The organism is Leptothrix toolikensis (SeqCode) (genome assembly GCF_057922285.1).
This window is the reverse complement of the sequence record NZ_JBYSVC010000002.1, coordinates 18523-33894: the sequence shown is the minus strand read 5'-3', so window position 1 is coordinate 33894 and position 15372 is coordinate 18523. Positions and strand designations below refer to the sequence as shown.

The 15372-nt window shown below is 59.2% G+C and carries 14 protein-coding genes and 1 tRNA gene; 11 read left to right on the top strand and 4 right to left on the bottom strand.

Annotated elements, in window-relative coordinates:
* Positions 1–49: 49 nt before the first annotated feature.
* A complete protein-coding gene (gene zwf / locus AC3VI7_RS00585; protein WP_489668152.1) occupies positions 50–1507 on the bottom strand; it encodes a glucose-6-phosphate dehydrogenase in 1458 nt (485 codons plus the stop codon).
* 202 nt (positions 1508–1709) lie between these two features.
* Between zwf and tal the strand changes: the two genes are divergently transcribed.
* Complete coding sequence (gene tal / locus AC3VI7_RS00580; RefSeq protein ID WP_489668151.1) at positions 1710–2687, top strand: transaldolase; 978 nt, start codon at positions 1710–1712, stop codon at positions 2685–2687.
* A gap of 13 nt (positions 2688–2700) precedes the next feature.
* A complete protein-coding gene (gene pgi, locus AC3VI7_RS00575; RefSeq protein WP_489668150.1) occupies positions 2701–4347 on the top strand; it encodes a glucose-6-phosphate isomerase in 1647 nt (548 codons plus the stop codon).
* Here the strand turns inward: pgi and AC3VI7_RS00570 are convergent.
* Positions 4334–5524: a M20 aminoacylase family protein gene (locus tag AC3VI7_RS00570; RefSeq protein ID WP_489668149.1), complete on the bottom strand. Its 1191-nt coding sequence runs from the start codon at positions 5522–5524 to the stop codon at positions 4334–4336. The genes pgi and AC3VI7_RS00570 overlap by 14 nt on opposite strands.
* 104 nt (positions 5525–5628) lie before the next feature.
* Here AC3VI7_RS00570 and AC3VI7_RS00565 point away from each other — a divergent pair, with 104 nt between their 5' ends.
* From AC3VI7_RS00565 to ptsP, 4 genes are read left to right on the top strand one after another with little or no spacing between them, the layout of a single operon-like run.
* Positions 5629–6702 carry an aminopeptidase gene (locus tag AC3VI7_RS00565; RefSeq protein WP_489668148.1) on the top strand — a complete coding sequence of 358 codons (1074 nt, stop codon included), beginning with the start codon at positions 5629–5631 and terminating at the stop codon, positions 6700–6702.
* A gap of 27 nt (positions 6703–6729) precedes the next feature.
* Positions 6730–7197, top strand: a complete 468-nt coding sequence (locus AC3VI7_RS00560; protein WP_489668147.1) for a PTS sugar transporter subunit IIA — start codon at positions 6730–6732, stop codon at positions 7195–7197.
* Positions 7166–7435: an HPr family phosphocarrier protein gene (locus AC3VI7_RS00555; RefSeq protein ID WP_489668146.1), complete on the top strand. Its 270-nt coding sequence runs from the start codon at positions 7166–7168 to the stop codon at positions 7433–7435. Before AC3VI7_RS00560 ends, AC3VI7_RS00555 begins: the two co-directional genes overlap by 32 nt.
* Positions 7436–7447: 12 nt before the next feature.
* Positions 7448–9220 carry a phosphoenolpyruvate--protein phosphotransferase gene (gene ptsP / locus AC3VI7_RS00550; protein WP_489668145.1) on the top strand — a complete coding sequence of 591 codons (1773 nt, stop codon included), beginning with the start codon at positions 7448–7450 and terminating at the stop codon, positions 9218–9220.
* Positions 9221–9231: 11 nt separating this feature from the next.
* Here ptsP and AC3VI7_RS00545 read toward each other — a convergent pair whose 3' ends face one another.
* Together AC3VI7_RS00545 and tldD are read right to left on the bottom strand one after the other, a co-directional pair.
* Positions 9232–10329, bottom strand: a complete 1098-nt coding sequence (locus tag AC3VI7_RS00545) for a 3-deoxy-7-phosphoheptulonate synthase (protein WP_489668144.1) — start codon at positions 10327–10329, stop codon at positions 9232–9234.
* 180 nt (positions 10330–10509) lie between these two features.
* The gene (gene tldD / locus AC3VI7_RS00540) at positions 10510–11973 is read right to left on the bottom strand and encodes a metalloprotease TldD (RefSeq protein WP_489668143.1); all 1464 of its coding nucleotides are present in this window, start codon (positions 11971–11973) and stop codon (positions 10510–10512) included.
* Between the two features lie 364 nt (positions 11974–12337).
* Between tldD and ispB the strand changes: the two genes are divergently transcribed.
* From ispB to cgtA, 5 genes are all read left to right on the top strand, one after another.
* Entirely contained in the window at positions 12338–13279 is a 942-nt protein-coding gene (gene ispB, locus AC3VI7_RS00535) for an octaprenyl diphosphate synthase (RefSeq protein ID WP_489668211.1), read from the top strand.
* A 19-nt stretch (positions 13280–13298) separates the two neighbouring features.
* Positions 13299–13375: transfer RNA gene (locus AC3VI7_RS00530), tRNA-Pro, on the top strand.
* A gap of 134 nt (positions 13376–13509) precedes the next feature.
* Complete coding sequence (gene rplU, locus AC3VI7_RS00525; protein WP_489668142.1) at positions 13510–13821, top strand: 50S ribosomal protein L21; 312 nt, start codon at positions 13510–13512, stop codon at positions 13819–13821.
* A gap of 44 nt (positions 13822–13865) precedes the next feature.
* Complete coding sequence (rpmA, locus tag AC3VI7_RS00520) at positions 13866–14123, top strand: 50S ribosomal protein L27 (protein ID WP_489668141.1); 258 nt, start codon at positions 13866–13868, stop codon at positions 14121–14123.
* A 105-nt stretch (positions 14124–14228) separates the two neighbouring features.
* Positions 14229–15362, top strand: coding sequence for an Obg family GTPase CgtA (cgtA, locus tag AC3VI7_RS00515; RefSeq protein ID WP_489668140.1), 1134 nt, complete (start codon positions 14229–14231; stop codon positions 15360–15362).
* The last annotated feature ends 10 nt before the right edge of the window (positions 15363–15372 follow it).

Sequence of the window (15372 nt, the reverse complement as noted above, 5' to 3'; positions counted from 1 at the left end):
CCGTGGAGGGGCGTGCGACCCATGGGGGCTCGTGGAACATGGCGCGACTTTACTGCTCCTCACTCCACGCAAAACCGTCGCGGGCCACCAAGGCACTGGAAGCCGCTGGACCCCAACTGCCGCAGACGTAACCACGCGGTCCGCCAGCACCGGACTCTTCTTCACGGGCCCACGTGTCCAAAATCGGCTCGACCCAGCGCCAAGCTTGGACTTGTTCATCGCTACGCACAAACAAGTTGAGTCTGCCGCTGATGGCGTCGAGTAAAAGACGTTCATAGGCCCCGACTCGCTCGGTCGGAAAGGCTTTGCCGAAGTCCAAATCCAAGGACACGGGTGAGAGCACATCGGTTGAGCTGGACCCTTTGACGGCCATCAGATGCAGCTCCAAGCCGTCTTCGGGTTGGAGCTTGATCACCAATTTGTTGGCGTGTTGCGATCCCCGAAAAATCGGATGAGGCACGGGCCGGAAATTGACCACGATCTGCGCATCACGCGCCGCCAAACGCTTGCCAGTGCGTAAATAGAACGGCACCCCTGCCCAACGCCAGTTTTGAACCTCTGTGCGCAGGGCTACAAAGGTTTCACAGTGGCTTTCTTTGGGCACTTTGGGTTCATCCAAATAGCCCGGCGTGCTTTGCCCATGGATGCTGCCGCTGCGGTACTGGCCGCGCACCACATCCCGGTTGACCGAGTCGGGGGTGAAGGGTTTGAGGGAGCGCAGCACCTTGAGCTTTTCGTCGCGGATCGCATCGGCATCGCTAGAGATCGGCGGCTCCATGGCGATCATGGTGAGCAGTTGCAGGGCATGGTTTTGCACCATGTCACGCAGTGCGCCCGTGCGATCATAAAAGTCACCCCGAGTACCCACCCCGAGCGATTCGGCCAAGGTGATCTGGATGTTGGCAATGCTCTCGCGCCGCCATAAGGGTTCGAACAGCGCGTTGCCAAACCGCAGCGCCATTAGGTTCTGCACGGAAGGCTTGCCGAGGTAGTGATCGATGCGCAGAGCTTGGTTCTCATCAAACACCGAACTCACCGCCCGGTTGATTTCCAGCGCGCTCTTCAGATCATGGCCGAGCGGTTTTTCGAGCACCAAACGCGTGTTCGGACCATTCAGGCCCGCCTGGCCGAGTCGTTCGCAGACTTGGGTGAACAGATGCGGGCTGGTGGCCAAGAAAAACACCACCGTGTCGGCGGCGCGCTCATGGAGCCAATGCTTGAGGTGCTCGTAGTCGTTGGCCTGCGACAGGTCCATCCGGCGGTAATAGACCATGCTCGCAAATTGAGCGAATTCTTCGTCCGAGGGCCGTTTGGGCGTATCGACGTGATGAAAGCGCTCTTTGAGCCAAGCTCGATAGGCCTCGTCGCTTTGCTCATCGCGGGCTACCGCCAAGATGCGACCCCCTTCAGGCAATTTGCCGTGTCTGAAGGCTTGGAACAGCGCGGGCATGAGCTTGCGCCAAGTCAGATCGCCGGTGCCACCGAAAAACACGAGATCGAAAGACATGGTCGAGTCCGGATCAAAGAGGTTGGATTTGGAACATCATTGCAACAATGTTGTGAAACAAAGTTTCATCCACATGATGCCCATGGTGTGACATGACGTCAATCAAGAAATAGATATCTATCAGGGTTTTCGCGTAATTTGGTTACTGATTTAGCGCGTGGTGGGGTACCATTGCCGCCGAACCAGATCCCACTTTGAAGTCATGCTGACCCAACTGGAACATCTCAAGCAGTTCACCACGGTCGTCGCCGATACCGGCAACTTCCGGCAATTGGCCCAGTTTGCACCTCACGATGCGACCACCAATCCCTCCCTGATCCTCAAGGCTGTGCAGCAGCCCGAGTACGCGCCGTTGTTGGCTGAATGCGTGGCGACGCATCGAGGCAAACCGTTGCCGGACATCGTTGACCAAGTTTTGGTGCGTTTCGGCTGCGAAATTTTGGCGCTGATCCCGGGGCGCGTTTCAACTGAAGTCGATGCTCGACTCAGTTTTGACACCGCTGCCACCGTGGCGCGTGCCCATCGGCTCATGGCCTTGTATGAGCATGCTGGAGTGCCGCGTGAGCGGGTGCTGATCAAGGTTGCGGCGACGTGGGAAGGCATCCAAGCAGCCCGGGTGCTGGAGCGCGAAGGCATCCACTGCAATCTGACCTTGCTGTTTTCTTTTTGCCAAGCTGTGGCTTGCGGCGAAGCGGGGGTGACCCTGATCTCCCCCTTCGTGGGTCGCATCTACGACTGGTACAAAAAGTCTGCCGGATTGGGATGGGATGAGTTGGCTCATGCCGGATTGAACGACCCCGGGGTGAGATCGGTGACGCAGATTTACACCTACTACAAGCATTTCGGCATCCCGACAGAAGTGATGGGCGCGAGCTTTCGCAACGTGGGCCAGATTCTGGCTTTGGCGGGCTGCGATCTACTCACCATCAGCCCCGAGTTGCTGGCCCAGCTGCAAGCCGTTGATGCGGGGGATGCGCCGGTGGTGCGCCGCCTTGATGCCCAAGAGGCCAAGACCGCCCATGTGCCCGCACTGAGTTATCACGAAGCCGCCTTTCGCCATGCGCTCAACGAAGACGCTATGGCCACCGAAAAACTCGCCGAAGGCATCCGTGCCTTCGCAGCCGATGCCCTCAAGCTCGACCGGATGATCGAGTCAGCGCCCGGCCCGGCCCTTGGTTGAAAAGAGAACACCCATGGTATTGAACGCTCCTCGCTGCGATCAGACGGCTGCTTGGGCTGCCCTGCGCCAGCATTTCGACACGGAGGGCCGCGCCTTCGATCTACGTCATGCCTTTGCGCATGAAGCTGACCGCTTTGAGCGCTTCAGTCTGCAAGCCCCCGAGGTGTTTGCGGATCTGTCGAAAAACCGCTGGAATGCTGCGGTGCGCACGATGCTGGTGCAATTGGCGCGCGAGTGTCAGCTTGAAGCGCGGCGCGATGCCATGCTGGCTGGCGCTGAGGCCAATCTGACCGAAGGTCGTGCGGTGTTGCATACCGCCTTGCGCGCTCCGCGCGGTGTGGGTCTGTTCAGCGACGAGGTGCATGACGTTCTTGATCACATGCTGGCCTACGCTGAGAGCGTGCGTGCCGTGGCGGGCATGGGCGTGAATGGCTTTACCGATGTGGTCAACATCGGCATTGGTGGCTCAGACTTGGGACCGCAAATGGTGGTGCCGGCGCTGGATGCCTTTGTGCATCCCAAGCTGCGCTTCCACTTCGTCAGCAATGTCGATGGACATGATCTTGTGCCGGTGCTGCGCAAGCTCCATCCCGCCACCACGCTATTCATCATTGCCTCCAAGACCTTCACCACCCAAGAAACCATGGCCAATGCGCACGCGGCGCGGGCTTGGTTTGTGGCCAACGGGGGCACCGATGTAGCGCGCCATTTTGTGGCGACCACCACCAATCTGGAAACGGCCGCTGCTTTTGGCATCACCACCACCTTCGGCTTTTGGGACTGGGTGGGTGGGCGGTATTCGCTCTGGAGCGCCATCGGTTTACCGCTGGCTATTGCCTTGGGTGAGCAGGGTTTTCGGGCTTTGCTGGCGGGAGCACACGCCATGGATCAGCATTTCGCCACCGCGCCGCTCGAAACCAATCTGCCGGTCCAGCTGGGTTTGCTGGATGTTTGGTATCGCAACTTCCACGGTTTCACCAGTCGCTCGCTGGCACCGTATCACCAAGGCTTGCGTCGTCTGCCAGCGTATTTGCAGCAACTGGAGATGGAATCCAACGGCAAGTGTGTCGATCTGACGGGTGTGCCCCTGCCTTTCGCCACCTCACCTGTGGTGTGGGGCGAGGCCGGCACCAACGGGCAGCACGCTTATTTTCAGATGCTGCACCAAGGCACCGATGTCATTCCCGTGGAATTCATCGCGGTGAAAACCCCCGACTATGGTCCGGCCCCGTTGCCGGAGACGGTGCTTGTGGGCTTGGCCGACCAACAGCGCAAGTTGCTGGCCAACTGTTTGGCCCAGAGCCAAGCGTTGATGCTGGGAAAATCGACCAACGAAGCGCTGGCTGAAAAAGCCCCCACGGCGTCCAAAGCCCTGAACGAGCTGACGGTGGCGCGCCATCGCACTTTCCCGGGTAATCGGCCCAGCACAACCTTGGTGCTAGAAGCACTCACACCGACATCGCTTGGGGCGTTGATTGCGATGTACGAGCACCGCGTTTTCACCAGCGGTGCGATCTGGGGCATCAACAGCTTCGATCAATGGGGGGTAGAGCTTGGCAAGGCGCTGTGTAGCCAGTTGCTGCCACGCTTAGGCAGTGGCGACGTCGCTGGCTTGGATGGCTCAACCGCTGGGTTGCTGAGCCGTCTCAGATCGGTTTAAGCCACGTTTCGGCCAGTCGTACCCAAAACGTGGCACCCAGCGGCAGAAGGGTGTCATTGAAGTCGTAGTTGGGGTTGTGCAGCATGCATGGCCCCAAGCCGTGTCCCGCAGCACGGTGATCGCCGTCACCGTTGCCGATGACGAAATAAGCCCCGGGTTTCTCAAGCAAAAAGTAGCTGAAGTCCTCGGCACCCATGGTGGGCTCGAACACATGGGTTCGCGCTTCGCCGACCACCTCTTGCATCACTTGACGCACGAAGCGCGCTTCGTTGGCATGGTTGATGGTTGGCGGGTAGTTGCGATGGAACTCGAAATCGCACTCGGCCCCAAACGCGGCCACGGTGTGCTCGGCGATCTGACGCATGCGCGCTTCGATCAGATCAAGAACCTCCAGCGTGAAGGTGCGTACCGTGCCCTGCACCATGCAGGTGTCGGGAATCACGTTGGTGGCTTCGCCCGCATGGATCATCGTCACCGATAGCACGGCCGCGTCCACCGGTTTTTTGTTGCGCGTGATGATGCTCTGGAGGGCTTGCACCATCTGGCAGGCGATCAACACCGGGTCGATGCCGTTGTGCGGCAGGGCGGCATGCGCGCCTTTACCTCGGATCTTGATGCGAAATTCATTGCTGGAGGCCATGCAAGGCCCTTCGCAGACGGCGAAATCGCCTTCGGGCAGTCCGGGCCAGTTGTGCATGCCAAACACGGCATCCATCGGGAAATGCTCGAACAGGCCATCTTTCATCATGGCTTGCGCACCACCACCGCCTTCTTCGGCGGGTTGAAAGATCAGGTAGACCGTGCCATCAAAGTTGCGTTGCAGTGCCATGTAGCGCGCTGCGGCCAGCAGCATGGCGGTGTGCCCGTCGTGACCACAGGCATGCATGCGTCCGGGGTGTGTGCTGGCGTGGGCGAACTGGTTGTGTTCGGTCATGGGCAGCGCATCCATATCGGCCCGCAAGCCGATGGCACGTGTGCTGCTGCCGTGGCGCAAGATGCCGACCACGCCGGTACCGCCCAGCCCCCGATGCACCGGGATGCCCCATTCGGTGAGTTGTGCGGCCACCCGTTCGGCGGTGCGGAACTCCTGAAAGCAGAGCTCAGGATGGGCGTGCAAGTCGCGTCGGAAGGCGGTGATCTCAGCGGTAGCCTCCGCGATGGCGTCGATTGGCTTCATGCGACGAAACTCCAGTGGGCGTGGGTAGATACGTAGATCATGGGCATGGTGCGGGCTTGGGGGATCATAGCCGCGCGCTGTGGCCGGTGTTTAGACTTGGGCGCATGAGAAAAAGTCGTCGCTTGATTTGGGGCCTCGTCGGTGCTGCCGGGATGATCGTTTTGACGGGCCTGGTGGGGTGCTCGTCGGCGGGCTATCTCTTGCAGTCTGTGGGGGGGCATCTGGGTATGCTTCAGGCCGCCCGGCCGGTGGGTGACGTGCTGGCTGATCCGCAAACGCCACCCAAGCTCCAGCAGCGTTTGTTGATGACGCAAGAGATGCGGGCCTTTGCGGTTTCGGCATTGGCCTTGCCTGACAACGCCAGTTATCGTCGTTATGCCGATCTAGGGCGCAGTGCCGCAGTCTGGAATGTGGTGGCTGCACCGGAGCTGTCCTTGGCTCTGCACACCTCGTGCTTTCCAGTCGTAGGGTGTGTCGGCTACCGAGGTTTCTTCGAGCGTGCGCAAGCGCAAGCCTACGCCCAGACCTTGCGCGATCAGGGCTTGGAGGTCATGGTTTATGGCGTGCCGGCGTATTCGACCTTGGGTCGATTGCCCGGAGATTATTTTGCCGATCCGTTGCTCAACACTTTCATTGACAACGCTCCGGCGGATCTGGCCAAGATGATCTTTCATGAATTGGCCCATCAGGTGGCGTTTGCTGCCGGTGATACGGTCTTTAACGAGTCGTTTGCGACAGCGGTGGAGCGTCTCGGTGTGCAGCGCTGGTTGAGTACGCCAAGCCAAGAAACCGTTCGGCTTGACTTTGAGCGCCTAGAGCGCCAGCGCGAAGCATTCAGGGCCTTGACGATGCGTTTTCGGGCGGATTTGGAGCAACTTTTTCAAAGTTCGATCAGCGACGCTGAAAAACGCCAGAAAAAGACGCAGCTTTATGCGGCGTTGCGTACGGACTATGCACGCATCAAGACCGATCTCTGGGAGGGCTATGCGGGCTACGACGCTTGGTTTGAGCGCGCCAACAATGCCTCGTTGGCTGTTTTAGCGGCTTACAACACCGAGGTTCCGGCCTTTGAGCGTCTTTTTGAACGTTGTGGGCGTGATTTCCCGCGCTTCTATGCCGAGGTCCAGCGCTTGGCGGCGCTGCCCAAAGCCGAACGAGATGCAGTCTTGGCACATTAAGAGCGAATTTCCGTTTGATAATGCCCCATGGTCCGACTTCTCATTGTTGCCCACGCACCCTTGGCGTCCGCTTTGCAGGATGTTGCTCGACATGTTTTTCCGGAGCCCGTGGTGGCTTTGGAAGCGGTCGATGTCCATCCCCATGATCGCTTGGAAGACATCGAGATTGCGGTGCGTGCAGCCCTTGATCGCCATCGCCCCGATGCTGAAGGTGGCTTGGTTGATGAAGCCCTGATCCTGACCGATGTTTTTGGTGCCACGCCTGCCAACGTGGCTCAAAAAGTTGCCGATGGCCAGCGTGTTCGGATCTTGGCCGGTGTCAATGTGCCCATGCTTTGGCGAGCACTCGCTTATGCTGCCTTACCTTTGGATGAATTGATCAATCGGGCGATGGTGGGCGGGGCCCAAGGAGTCATGCCGATCACGCCGACGCGTCCCCAAAATCAGGTTTTGCAACCCAGTCATGATTCGAACCACCATCACCATCAGCAATAGGCTCGGGCTGCATGCTCGGGCCTCCGCCAAGTTCACCAAACTGGCGGCCAGTTTCCCTTGCGAAGTCTTTCTTACGCGCAACAGCCGACGGGTGAATGCCAAAAGCATCATGGGGGTCATGATGCTGGCCGCTGGCTTGGGCTCTCAAGTGGAGATTGAAACCCTGGGGGAGCGCGAGCAAGACGCCATGGATGCTTTGCGCGCTCTGATTGCCGACAAGTTCGGCGAAGGCGAATAGGGAGATCTGGTCATGAGCATGCAGATCTTCGGGTTGCACGTGTCGCGGGGTATTGCCATTGGTCGTGCGGTGCTGGTGGCTTCCAGCCGCATTGATGTGGCGCATTACTTCATTGACGTGACCCAGATCGGTGCCGAGATTGAGCGCCTGCGCCAAGCCCGTGATCGGGTTGGGGCGGAGTTGTTGGCGCTCAAGCGCGATTTGCCGGATGACGCACCCCAAGAGCTGGCTGCGTTGATGGATGTGCATCTCATGCTGTTGCATGACGGCTCCCTCGAAGAAGCGATCCGTGTCTGGATCACCGAACGGCACTACAACGCCGAGTGGGCACTGACGGCCCAGCTCGATGTGTTGGTGCGGCAGTTCGACGACATGGAAGACGAGTATCTGCGTGGGCGCAAGGCCGATATTGAGCAAGTGGCTGAGCGGGTGTTGGCGGCGCTGGTCTCTAAACATGACCGTCCGCGTGCCGGATGGCCGCTAAGTGCTGCCATCGACCGGGAGGTCGGGGTGGAAGGCCCGTTGGTTTTGATTGCCAATGACATTGCACCCGCCGACATGCTGCATTTCAAGCGCAGTGTGTTTACCGGCTTTGTGACGGATGTCGGTGGCCGCAACTCGCACACCGCTATCGTGGCACGCAGTTTGGATATCCCGGCCGTGGTGGGCGCACGCGAAGCCAGTCGGCTGATTCGGCAAGATGATTGGGTGATCATCGACGGTGACGCCGGACTGGTGATCGTTAATCCCTCGCCGATCATCCTCGATGAGTATGTTTTCCGGCAACGCCAAGGGCGACTAGAGCGAGAGCGATTATCTCGGCTCAAGCATCGTTCTGCCGTTACCTTGGACGGTGAGCGCGTTACCTTGATGGCCAACATCGAAATGCCCGAGGACGCACAAGGTGCCTTTGAGGCTGGGGCCGAAGGGGTCGGGCTTTTCCGCAGTGAGTTTCTTTTCATGAATCGGGGCGGCAAACTGCCCGATGAGGATGAGCAGTTCGAGGCCTATCGCGCTGCGGTGATGGCGATGAAGGGCTTGCCGGTCACGATTCGTACGGTCGATATCGGTGCGGATAAACCGCTGGAGCGGCTCACCAATGCTGAGTTGCGCCACGAGCACACGCTTAATCCGGCCCTGGGTTTGCGTGCTATTCGTTGGAGTTTGGCCGATCCAAGCATGTTCCGTCGGCAGGTGCGGGCCATCTTGCGCGCAGCAGCCTATGGATCGGTCAAGTTGCTCTTTCCCATGATTTCGCGCGCCAGCGAGATCCGCCAGACCCTCGATATTCTCAAACGCTGCCGTGAGCAGTTGCGTGATGCGGGGGTGCGCTACGGTGAGGTCGAGATTGGGGCCATGATCGAAATTCCGGCGGCGACCATGATCCTGCCGGTCTTTTTACGCCACTTTGACTTTGTCTCGGTCGGCACCAACGACTTGATTCAATACACCTTGGCCATTGATCGTGCCGATGAGTCGGTAGCGCATCTCTACGATCCGTGGCATCCGGCGGTCTTGCACCAGATCGAGCGCACCATCCGCTTGGCCCGTGAGGCCGGCAAGGGTGTCAGTGTCTGCGGTGAGATGGCCGGTGATATCGAGTTCACCGACTTGTTGCTCGGTATGGGGTTGCGGACCTTCAGCATGCACCCCACCCGTGTGTTGGCCGTCAAGCAGCGTGTCTTGCGTGCTGACACGGGTCGCTTGAGTCGCATGGCCAGCCAGGTGCTGGAGGCGGAAGAGCCTCGCAGTCTGGCGGCCGTGATGTCACTGGACGGAGCCTAAGAGACGCTTTCTCAGGCGCGGCGGCGGGCCTGAACGGCTTCGCTCAAGATCGCCAAGGTCTTCTCGGAGTCGTCCCAGCCGATGCAGGCATCGGTGATGCTTTGGCCGTAGGTCAGCTGAGCGGGATCGTCCTTGCCGGCGCTGAACTTTTGCGCACCGGCGACCAAGTGGCTTTCCACCATCACCCCAAAGATCGCCCGCTGCCCTTGAGCCATTTGTGCGGCGATGTCTTGGGCCACGTTGACTTGACGCTCATGCTGCTTGCTGGAGTTGGCATGCGAGCAGTCGATCATCAGCGTGGTTTCTAGCTTGGCCGCTTCCAGGGCCTTGCAGGCCGCCGCCACAGATTCAGCGTCGTAGTTCGGCGTTTTGCCGCCGCGCAAGATGACGTGGCAATCCTTGTTACCCCGGGTCTCGACGATGGCGACTTGGCCGTTTTTATGCACCGACAGGAAGTGGTGCGGGCGTGCTGCCGCTTGGATAGCGTCGATAGCGATGCGGGTGTTGCCGTCGGTACCGTTCTTGAAACCGATGGCGGCAGAAAGGCCTGAAGCCAGTTCCCGATGCACTTGGCTTTCAGTGGTCCGAGCGCCAATGGCACCCCAACTGATCACGTCACCGATGTATTGCGGGCTGATGGTGTCGAGGAACTCGCTGCCAGCGGGCATGCCCAAGCGATTGATGTCGATCAGCAGCTGGCGGGCCATGCGCAAGCCCTCGTCGATGCGGTAGCTCTCGTCGAGGTACGGATCGTTGATCAGGCCCTTCCAGCCCACGGTGGTGCGGGGTTTCTCGAAGTACACCCGCATGACGATTTCAAGCGTGTCGGCGTAGCGCTGGCGCAGCGGCAACAGACGGCGAGCGTAGTCGAGCGCCGCCGCCGGGTCATGGATGGAGCAAGGACCGATGACGACCAGCAGTCGGTCATCCTTCTTTTGCAGAATTTGCCGAATGTGATGACGTGTTTGGGCCACCAAGGTTTCCACCGCCGTGCCCCGGATCGGGAAGAAGCGGATCAGGTGTTCGGGAGGGGGCAGGGGGGTCACGTCGCTGATCCTTTCATCGTCGGTCTGCGAGGTCTTGTCCATCAGGCTGTCGGTCGTGTTCATCGGTGAGTTCCGCGAGCGGTGGGAGTTCATAAAAAAACCCGCCGGGTTGGAGGCCCGGCGGGTTGGAGATGGTTCGTGTGGGTTTCGATGCGCCTACACGTCTCCGCCGCCGTAGCGGTACGAGAACCAGAAGTAGGTCAAAAAGAAAGCCAACAAGCGCATGGGCGTCAATGTAGCACGTCAGGCTGTCCCGCCGACGGTCATGCGGTCGATGCGCAGGGTGGGTTGACCGACGCCGACGGGTACGCTTTGGCCGTCTTTGCCGCAGGTGCCCACGCCGCTGTCGAGTTCCAAGTCGTTGCCGATCATCGAGACCTGTGTAAGGGCATCGGGGCCGTTGCCGATGATCGTGGCCCCTTTGACGGGGTACAGGATGCGGCCTTTTTCGACCCAATACGCTTCGCTGGCTGAGAACACAAATTTGCCGCTGGTGATATCCACTTGACCGCCACCGAAATTGGTGGCGTACAGGCCCCGGTCGATGGAAGCGATGATTTCCTCGCGGCTGCGCTCGCCGGCCAGCATGTAGGTGTTGGTCATGCGCGGCAGGGGCACGTGGGCGTAGCTCTCACGCCGACCATTGCCGGTGGGTTTACGGCGTGACAGCCGGGCATTCATGCTGTCTTGGATATAGGTTTTGAGGATGCCATCCTCGATCAAGACGTTGCGTTGGGTGGCGTGTCCTTCGTCGTCGATGTTGAGCGAGCCACGTCGATCCGGCAGGGTGCCGTCATCAAGCACGGTCACGCCCTTGGCGGCGACGCGCTGCCCGATCCGGCCCGCGAAAGCGCTGGAGCCCTTGCGATTGAAGTCGCCCTCCAGACCATGACCGATGGCTTCATGCAGCAGCACACCGGGCCAGCCTGGACCCAAGACCACGGTCATTTCCCCTGCGGGGGCGGGGCGGCTTTCAAGATTGGTCAGGGCGGCATCGACGGCTTCCTTGACGTATTGCTCAAGCACCGCGTCACGGAAATAGCTGAAATCGAAGCGTCCGCCGCCGCCGGAGGAGCCCACTTCACGGCGGCCGTTTTGTTCGGCGATCACCGTGACCGAGAGGCGCACGAGCGGGCGGACATCGGCCGCCAAGGTGCCATCAGCACGGGCGATCAACACCACGTCGTATTCGCCGGCCAGCCCCGCCATCACTTGAGCCACGCGTGGATCACGGGCCTTGGCCAAGCGTTCGACCTTTTCGAGCAAGGCGACTTTGGCGGTGCTGTCGAGGCTGGGCAGAGGGTCGCGCCCGATATAGAGCGAGCGGCTCGGGGCGACGCTGCGTGCGGGATTGATTTTGATCCGACGCGATTGACCCGCAGCGGCAATGCTGCGCACCGTGCGTGCGGCGTCGAGCAAGGCAGCTTCGGAAATATCGTCGGAGTAGGCAAAAGCGGTTTTCTCGCCGCTGATGGCCCGCACGCCCACCCCCTGATCGATGCTGAAGCTGCCACTCTTGACGATGCCCTCTTCCAAACTCCAACCTTCGTTGCGGGTGTATTGAAAGTAGAGATCGGCGTCATCGACCTTGTGTGCCGTGATGGTGTTCAAGGCTCGACGCAAGGCGCTTTCGTCGAGGTCGAAGGGGGTGAGCAGCAGCTCCTGGGCCGTGATTAGGCGCTCAAGGGTAGGTTCGATGGCAATCATGGCCCGATTCTAGGGGTGACCCGTGTTTCAGGGGCCTGGCTTCGACGGGCAAAAAAAAGCCCCTGGAAAACCAGGGGCTGGGGCGCGACTGAAAAAAGAGTCTTGACTGGTGTCGCGCCAACCGGGGGGAGATCAATGTGGGAAATTATCCCATTTATTTAGAACTTTGCAAGGGCCAATCGCACTTTTTCTCTCAAGCTTTCATGTCTGCACCGACCCGAGGGGTGGAAACGCTGAGGACCGTGAGTGGAGGCAGCTTTCTATAATCAACGGTTTCCAAACGCTGCTGTGCGTTTGGCCTATCCACTGACTTGCCTCTTCCGTGAACAAAGCTGCGACTGAAACACCGACACCGCTGCAACTGATGGCCGAGGACATGGCGCAGGTTGATGCTGTGATCCGCCGCCGACTCGACTCGGAAGTTGTGCTGATCAATCAGATTTCCCACTACATCATTGGTGCCGGGGGCAAGCGCCTACGGCCTTTGCTGGTCTTGCTGTGTTCGCGCGCACTGGGTTTCGAGGGCTCAGATCGCTTCGAGATGGCTGCGACGGTGGAATTCATCCACACCGCGACCTTGTTGCACGACGACGTGGTGGATGAATCTGACTTGCGCCGAGGACGCAGTACCGCCAACGCGATGTTTGGCAATGCGGCCAGCGTCTTGGTGGGCGATTTTCTCTACTCACGCTCGTTTCAGATGATGGTGTCGGTCAATCGCATGCGTGTCTTGGATGTGCTGGCCGATGCGACCAATGTGATCGCGGAAGGCGAGGTCCTTCAGCTCCTCAACATGCATGACCCGGATGCCACCGTGGAAAGCTATTTGCGGGTGATTCGCTACAAAACGGCCAAGCTCTTCGAGGCCAGTGCTCGTCTTGGGGCCGTGCTAGCGGATGTTGGACCGGATGTGGAAGAGGCCTGTGCCACCTATGGCCGTTGCTTGGGCACCGCCTTCCAGCTGGTCGATGACTTACTGGATTACGAAGGGGCTACCGAACAGCTCGGCAAAAACGTTGGGGATGATCTGCGCGAAGGCAAGCCCACCTTGCCGCTGCTGTTGGCGATGAGTCGAGGCACCGAGGCGGAACGGCAATTGATTCGGCATGCCATCGAGCATGGCGAGGTGGACCGGCTGCCCCAAATCATTGCTATCGTGAAATCAACTGGCGCGCTGGAGGCCACACGCGAAGCCGCACGAGCTGAGGCTGTCAAGGCCTGCGAACAGCTTTCTTGCTTAAGTCCTTCACAGTTCAAAAATGCTCTGCTACAATTGCCGGCTCTTGCAATAGATCGCTCTTCTTGAGTGAGCCGTTGCAGGTCATCGGGGTGTAGCTTAGCCTGGTAGAGCGCTACGTTCGGGACGTAGAGGCCGGAGGTTCGAATCCTCTCACCCCGACCAATTCAAATGCCTGTACATGCTTAGTGTGTACGGGCATTTCCTTGTGTACTTGGCGTGGCCATATTTTGGCAACGTGGTACAATCAAAAGCTTGACCCAGCGTTGGCTTGGTCAGTTTCATGTTGAAAGGCTGATATGTACGCGGTCATAAAAACTGGTGGCAAACAATACAAAGTTGTCGCCGGTGAAAAAATTAAAGTAGAACAGATTGCTGCGGAAGTTGGCCAAGAGATTGTCATTGATCAGATTTTGGCTGTCGGAAGCGGCGCTGATCTGAAAATTGGCACACCCTTGGTTGAAGGCGCATCGGTAACGGCGACGGTGTTGTCGCAAGGTCGGCACGACAAGATCCGCATCTTCAAGATGCGTCGTCGTAAGCACTACCAGCGCCATCAAGGCCATCGTCAAAACTACACCGAATTGCAAATCAACGTGGTTCAGGCCTAAGACGTTTTGCGTCTAGGTTGTTGCTGAATCCAAGGAGCTAGGTCATGGCACAGAAAAAAGGCGGCGGTTCCACGCGGAACGGCCGTGATTCCAAGCCCAAAATGCTGGGCGTGAAAGCGTTTGGTGGCGAAGCCATCAGCGCAGGTTCGATCATCGTGCGTCAGCGCGGTACGCGTTTCCATGCTGGCACCAATGTCGGTATGGGTCGTGATCACACCTTGTTTGCATTGGTCGATGGGACTGTGTCCTTCGACGTCAAAGGTTCACAGAACCGCCAGACGGTCTTCATCACACCGCTTTGAGCCGTGTCTGACTGAAGCATCAAGCCCCGGCTCGCCGGGGCTTTTTTGCTTTCGATCGGTTCAAGGTAAGCGTGAGATGGGGTTCGAGTCGATTCAGGAGAAGTCATGAAATTCGTTGACGAAGTGGTGATCGATATCGCCGCTGGCAATGGTGGCAGTGGTTGTGCGAGCTTTCGTCGCGAGAAGTGCATTCCGTTCGGCGGTCCCAACGGTGGCGATGGTGGCCGAGGCGGGCATGTCTACGCTGTGGGCGACATCAATCTGAACACGCTGGTGGATTTTCGCTACACGCGTCGCCATGAAGCGCGCAACGGCGAGCAAGGCCGGGGTTCGGATCAGTTCGGTGCGGCTGGCCCCGACATCGTGTTGCACATGCCTGTGGGCACGATCATCGCTGACGCTGAAACCAATGAAGTCTTGGCTGAACTGCTGGTCCCGGGTGAGCAGGTGATGCTTGCCAAGGGTGGCGATGGCGGTTTTGGCAACTTGCACTACAAGACCAGCACCAATCGGGCGCCGCGTCAAAAGACGCCTGGCTGGCCGGGTGATCACAAAACATTGCGCCTTGAGCTGCGTGTGCTGGCCGATGTGGGCTTGCTGGGCATGCCCAATGCCGGCAAATCGACCCTGATTGCCGCGATCTCGAACGCTCGGCCCAAGATTGCCGACTATCCCTTCACCACGCTTTATCCCAATCTGGGTGTGGTGCGGGTCGGTCCGAGCCAGAGCTTTGTGGTGGCCGATGTGCCTGGTTTGATCGAAGGTGCAGCTGAAGGTGCCGGTCTGGGGCATCAGTTTTTGCGCCATTTGCAACGCACCCGTGTGTTGTTGCATATGGTGGATATGGCCCCGTTTGACGACAGCATTGATCCGGTGGCGCAAGCGCGCGCCATCGTGGGCGAGCTCAAAAAGTACGACAAGGCGCTGTTTGAAAAGCCGCGTTGGTTGGTGCTGAACAAGCTCGACATGGTGCCGGTGGAGCAGCGCGCCGCGTTGGTCAAGCAGTTCGTACGCCGTTTGCGTTGGAAGGGGCCGGTGTTCGAGATTTCCGCCCTGACGCGCGAAGGTTGTGAGCAGTTGATCCGTGCGATCTACAACCATGTCGCCTCGCTCAAGGTGCCGGTGGTGGAGGTCCCGGACGTGCGCTTCAGCGCTGAAGCTGCGGCCCCTGAGCCTTTGTCGGCCCCCGAGGTCAGTGCGCTTTCAGAGGATCCGCGTTTTCGCGTCGATGCCGTTTAAGGTCGAGGTG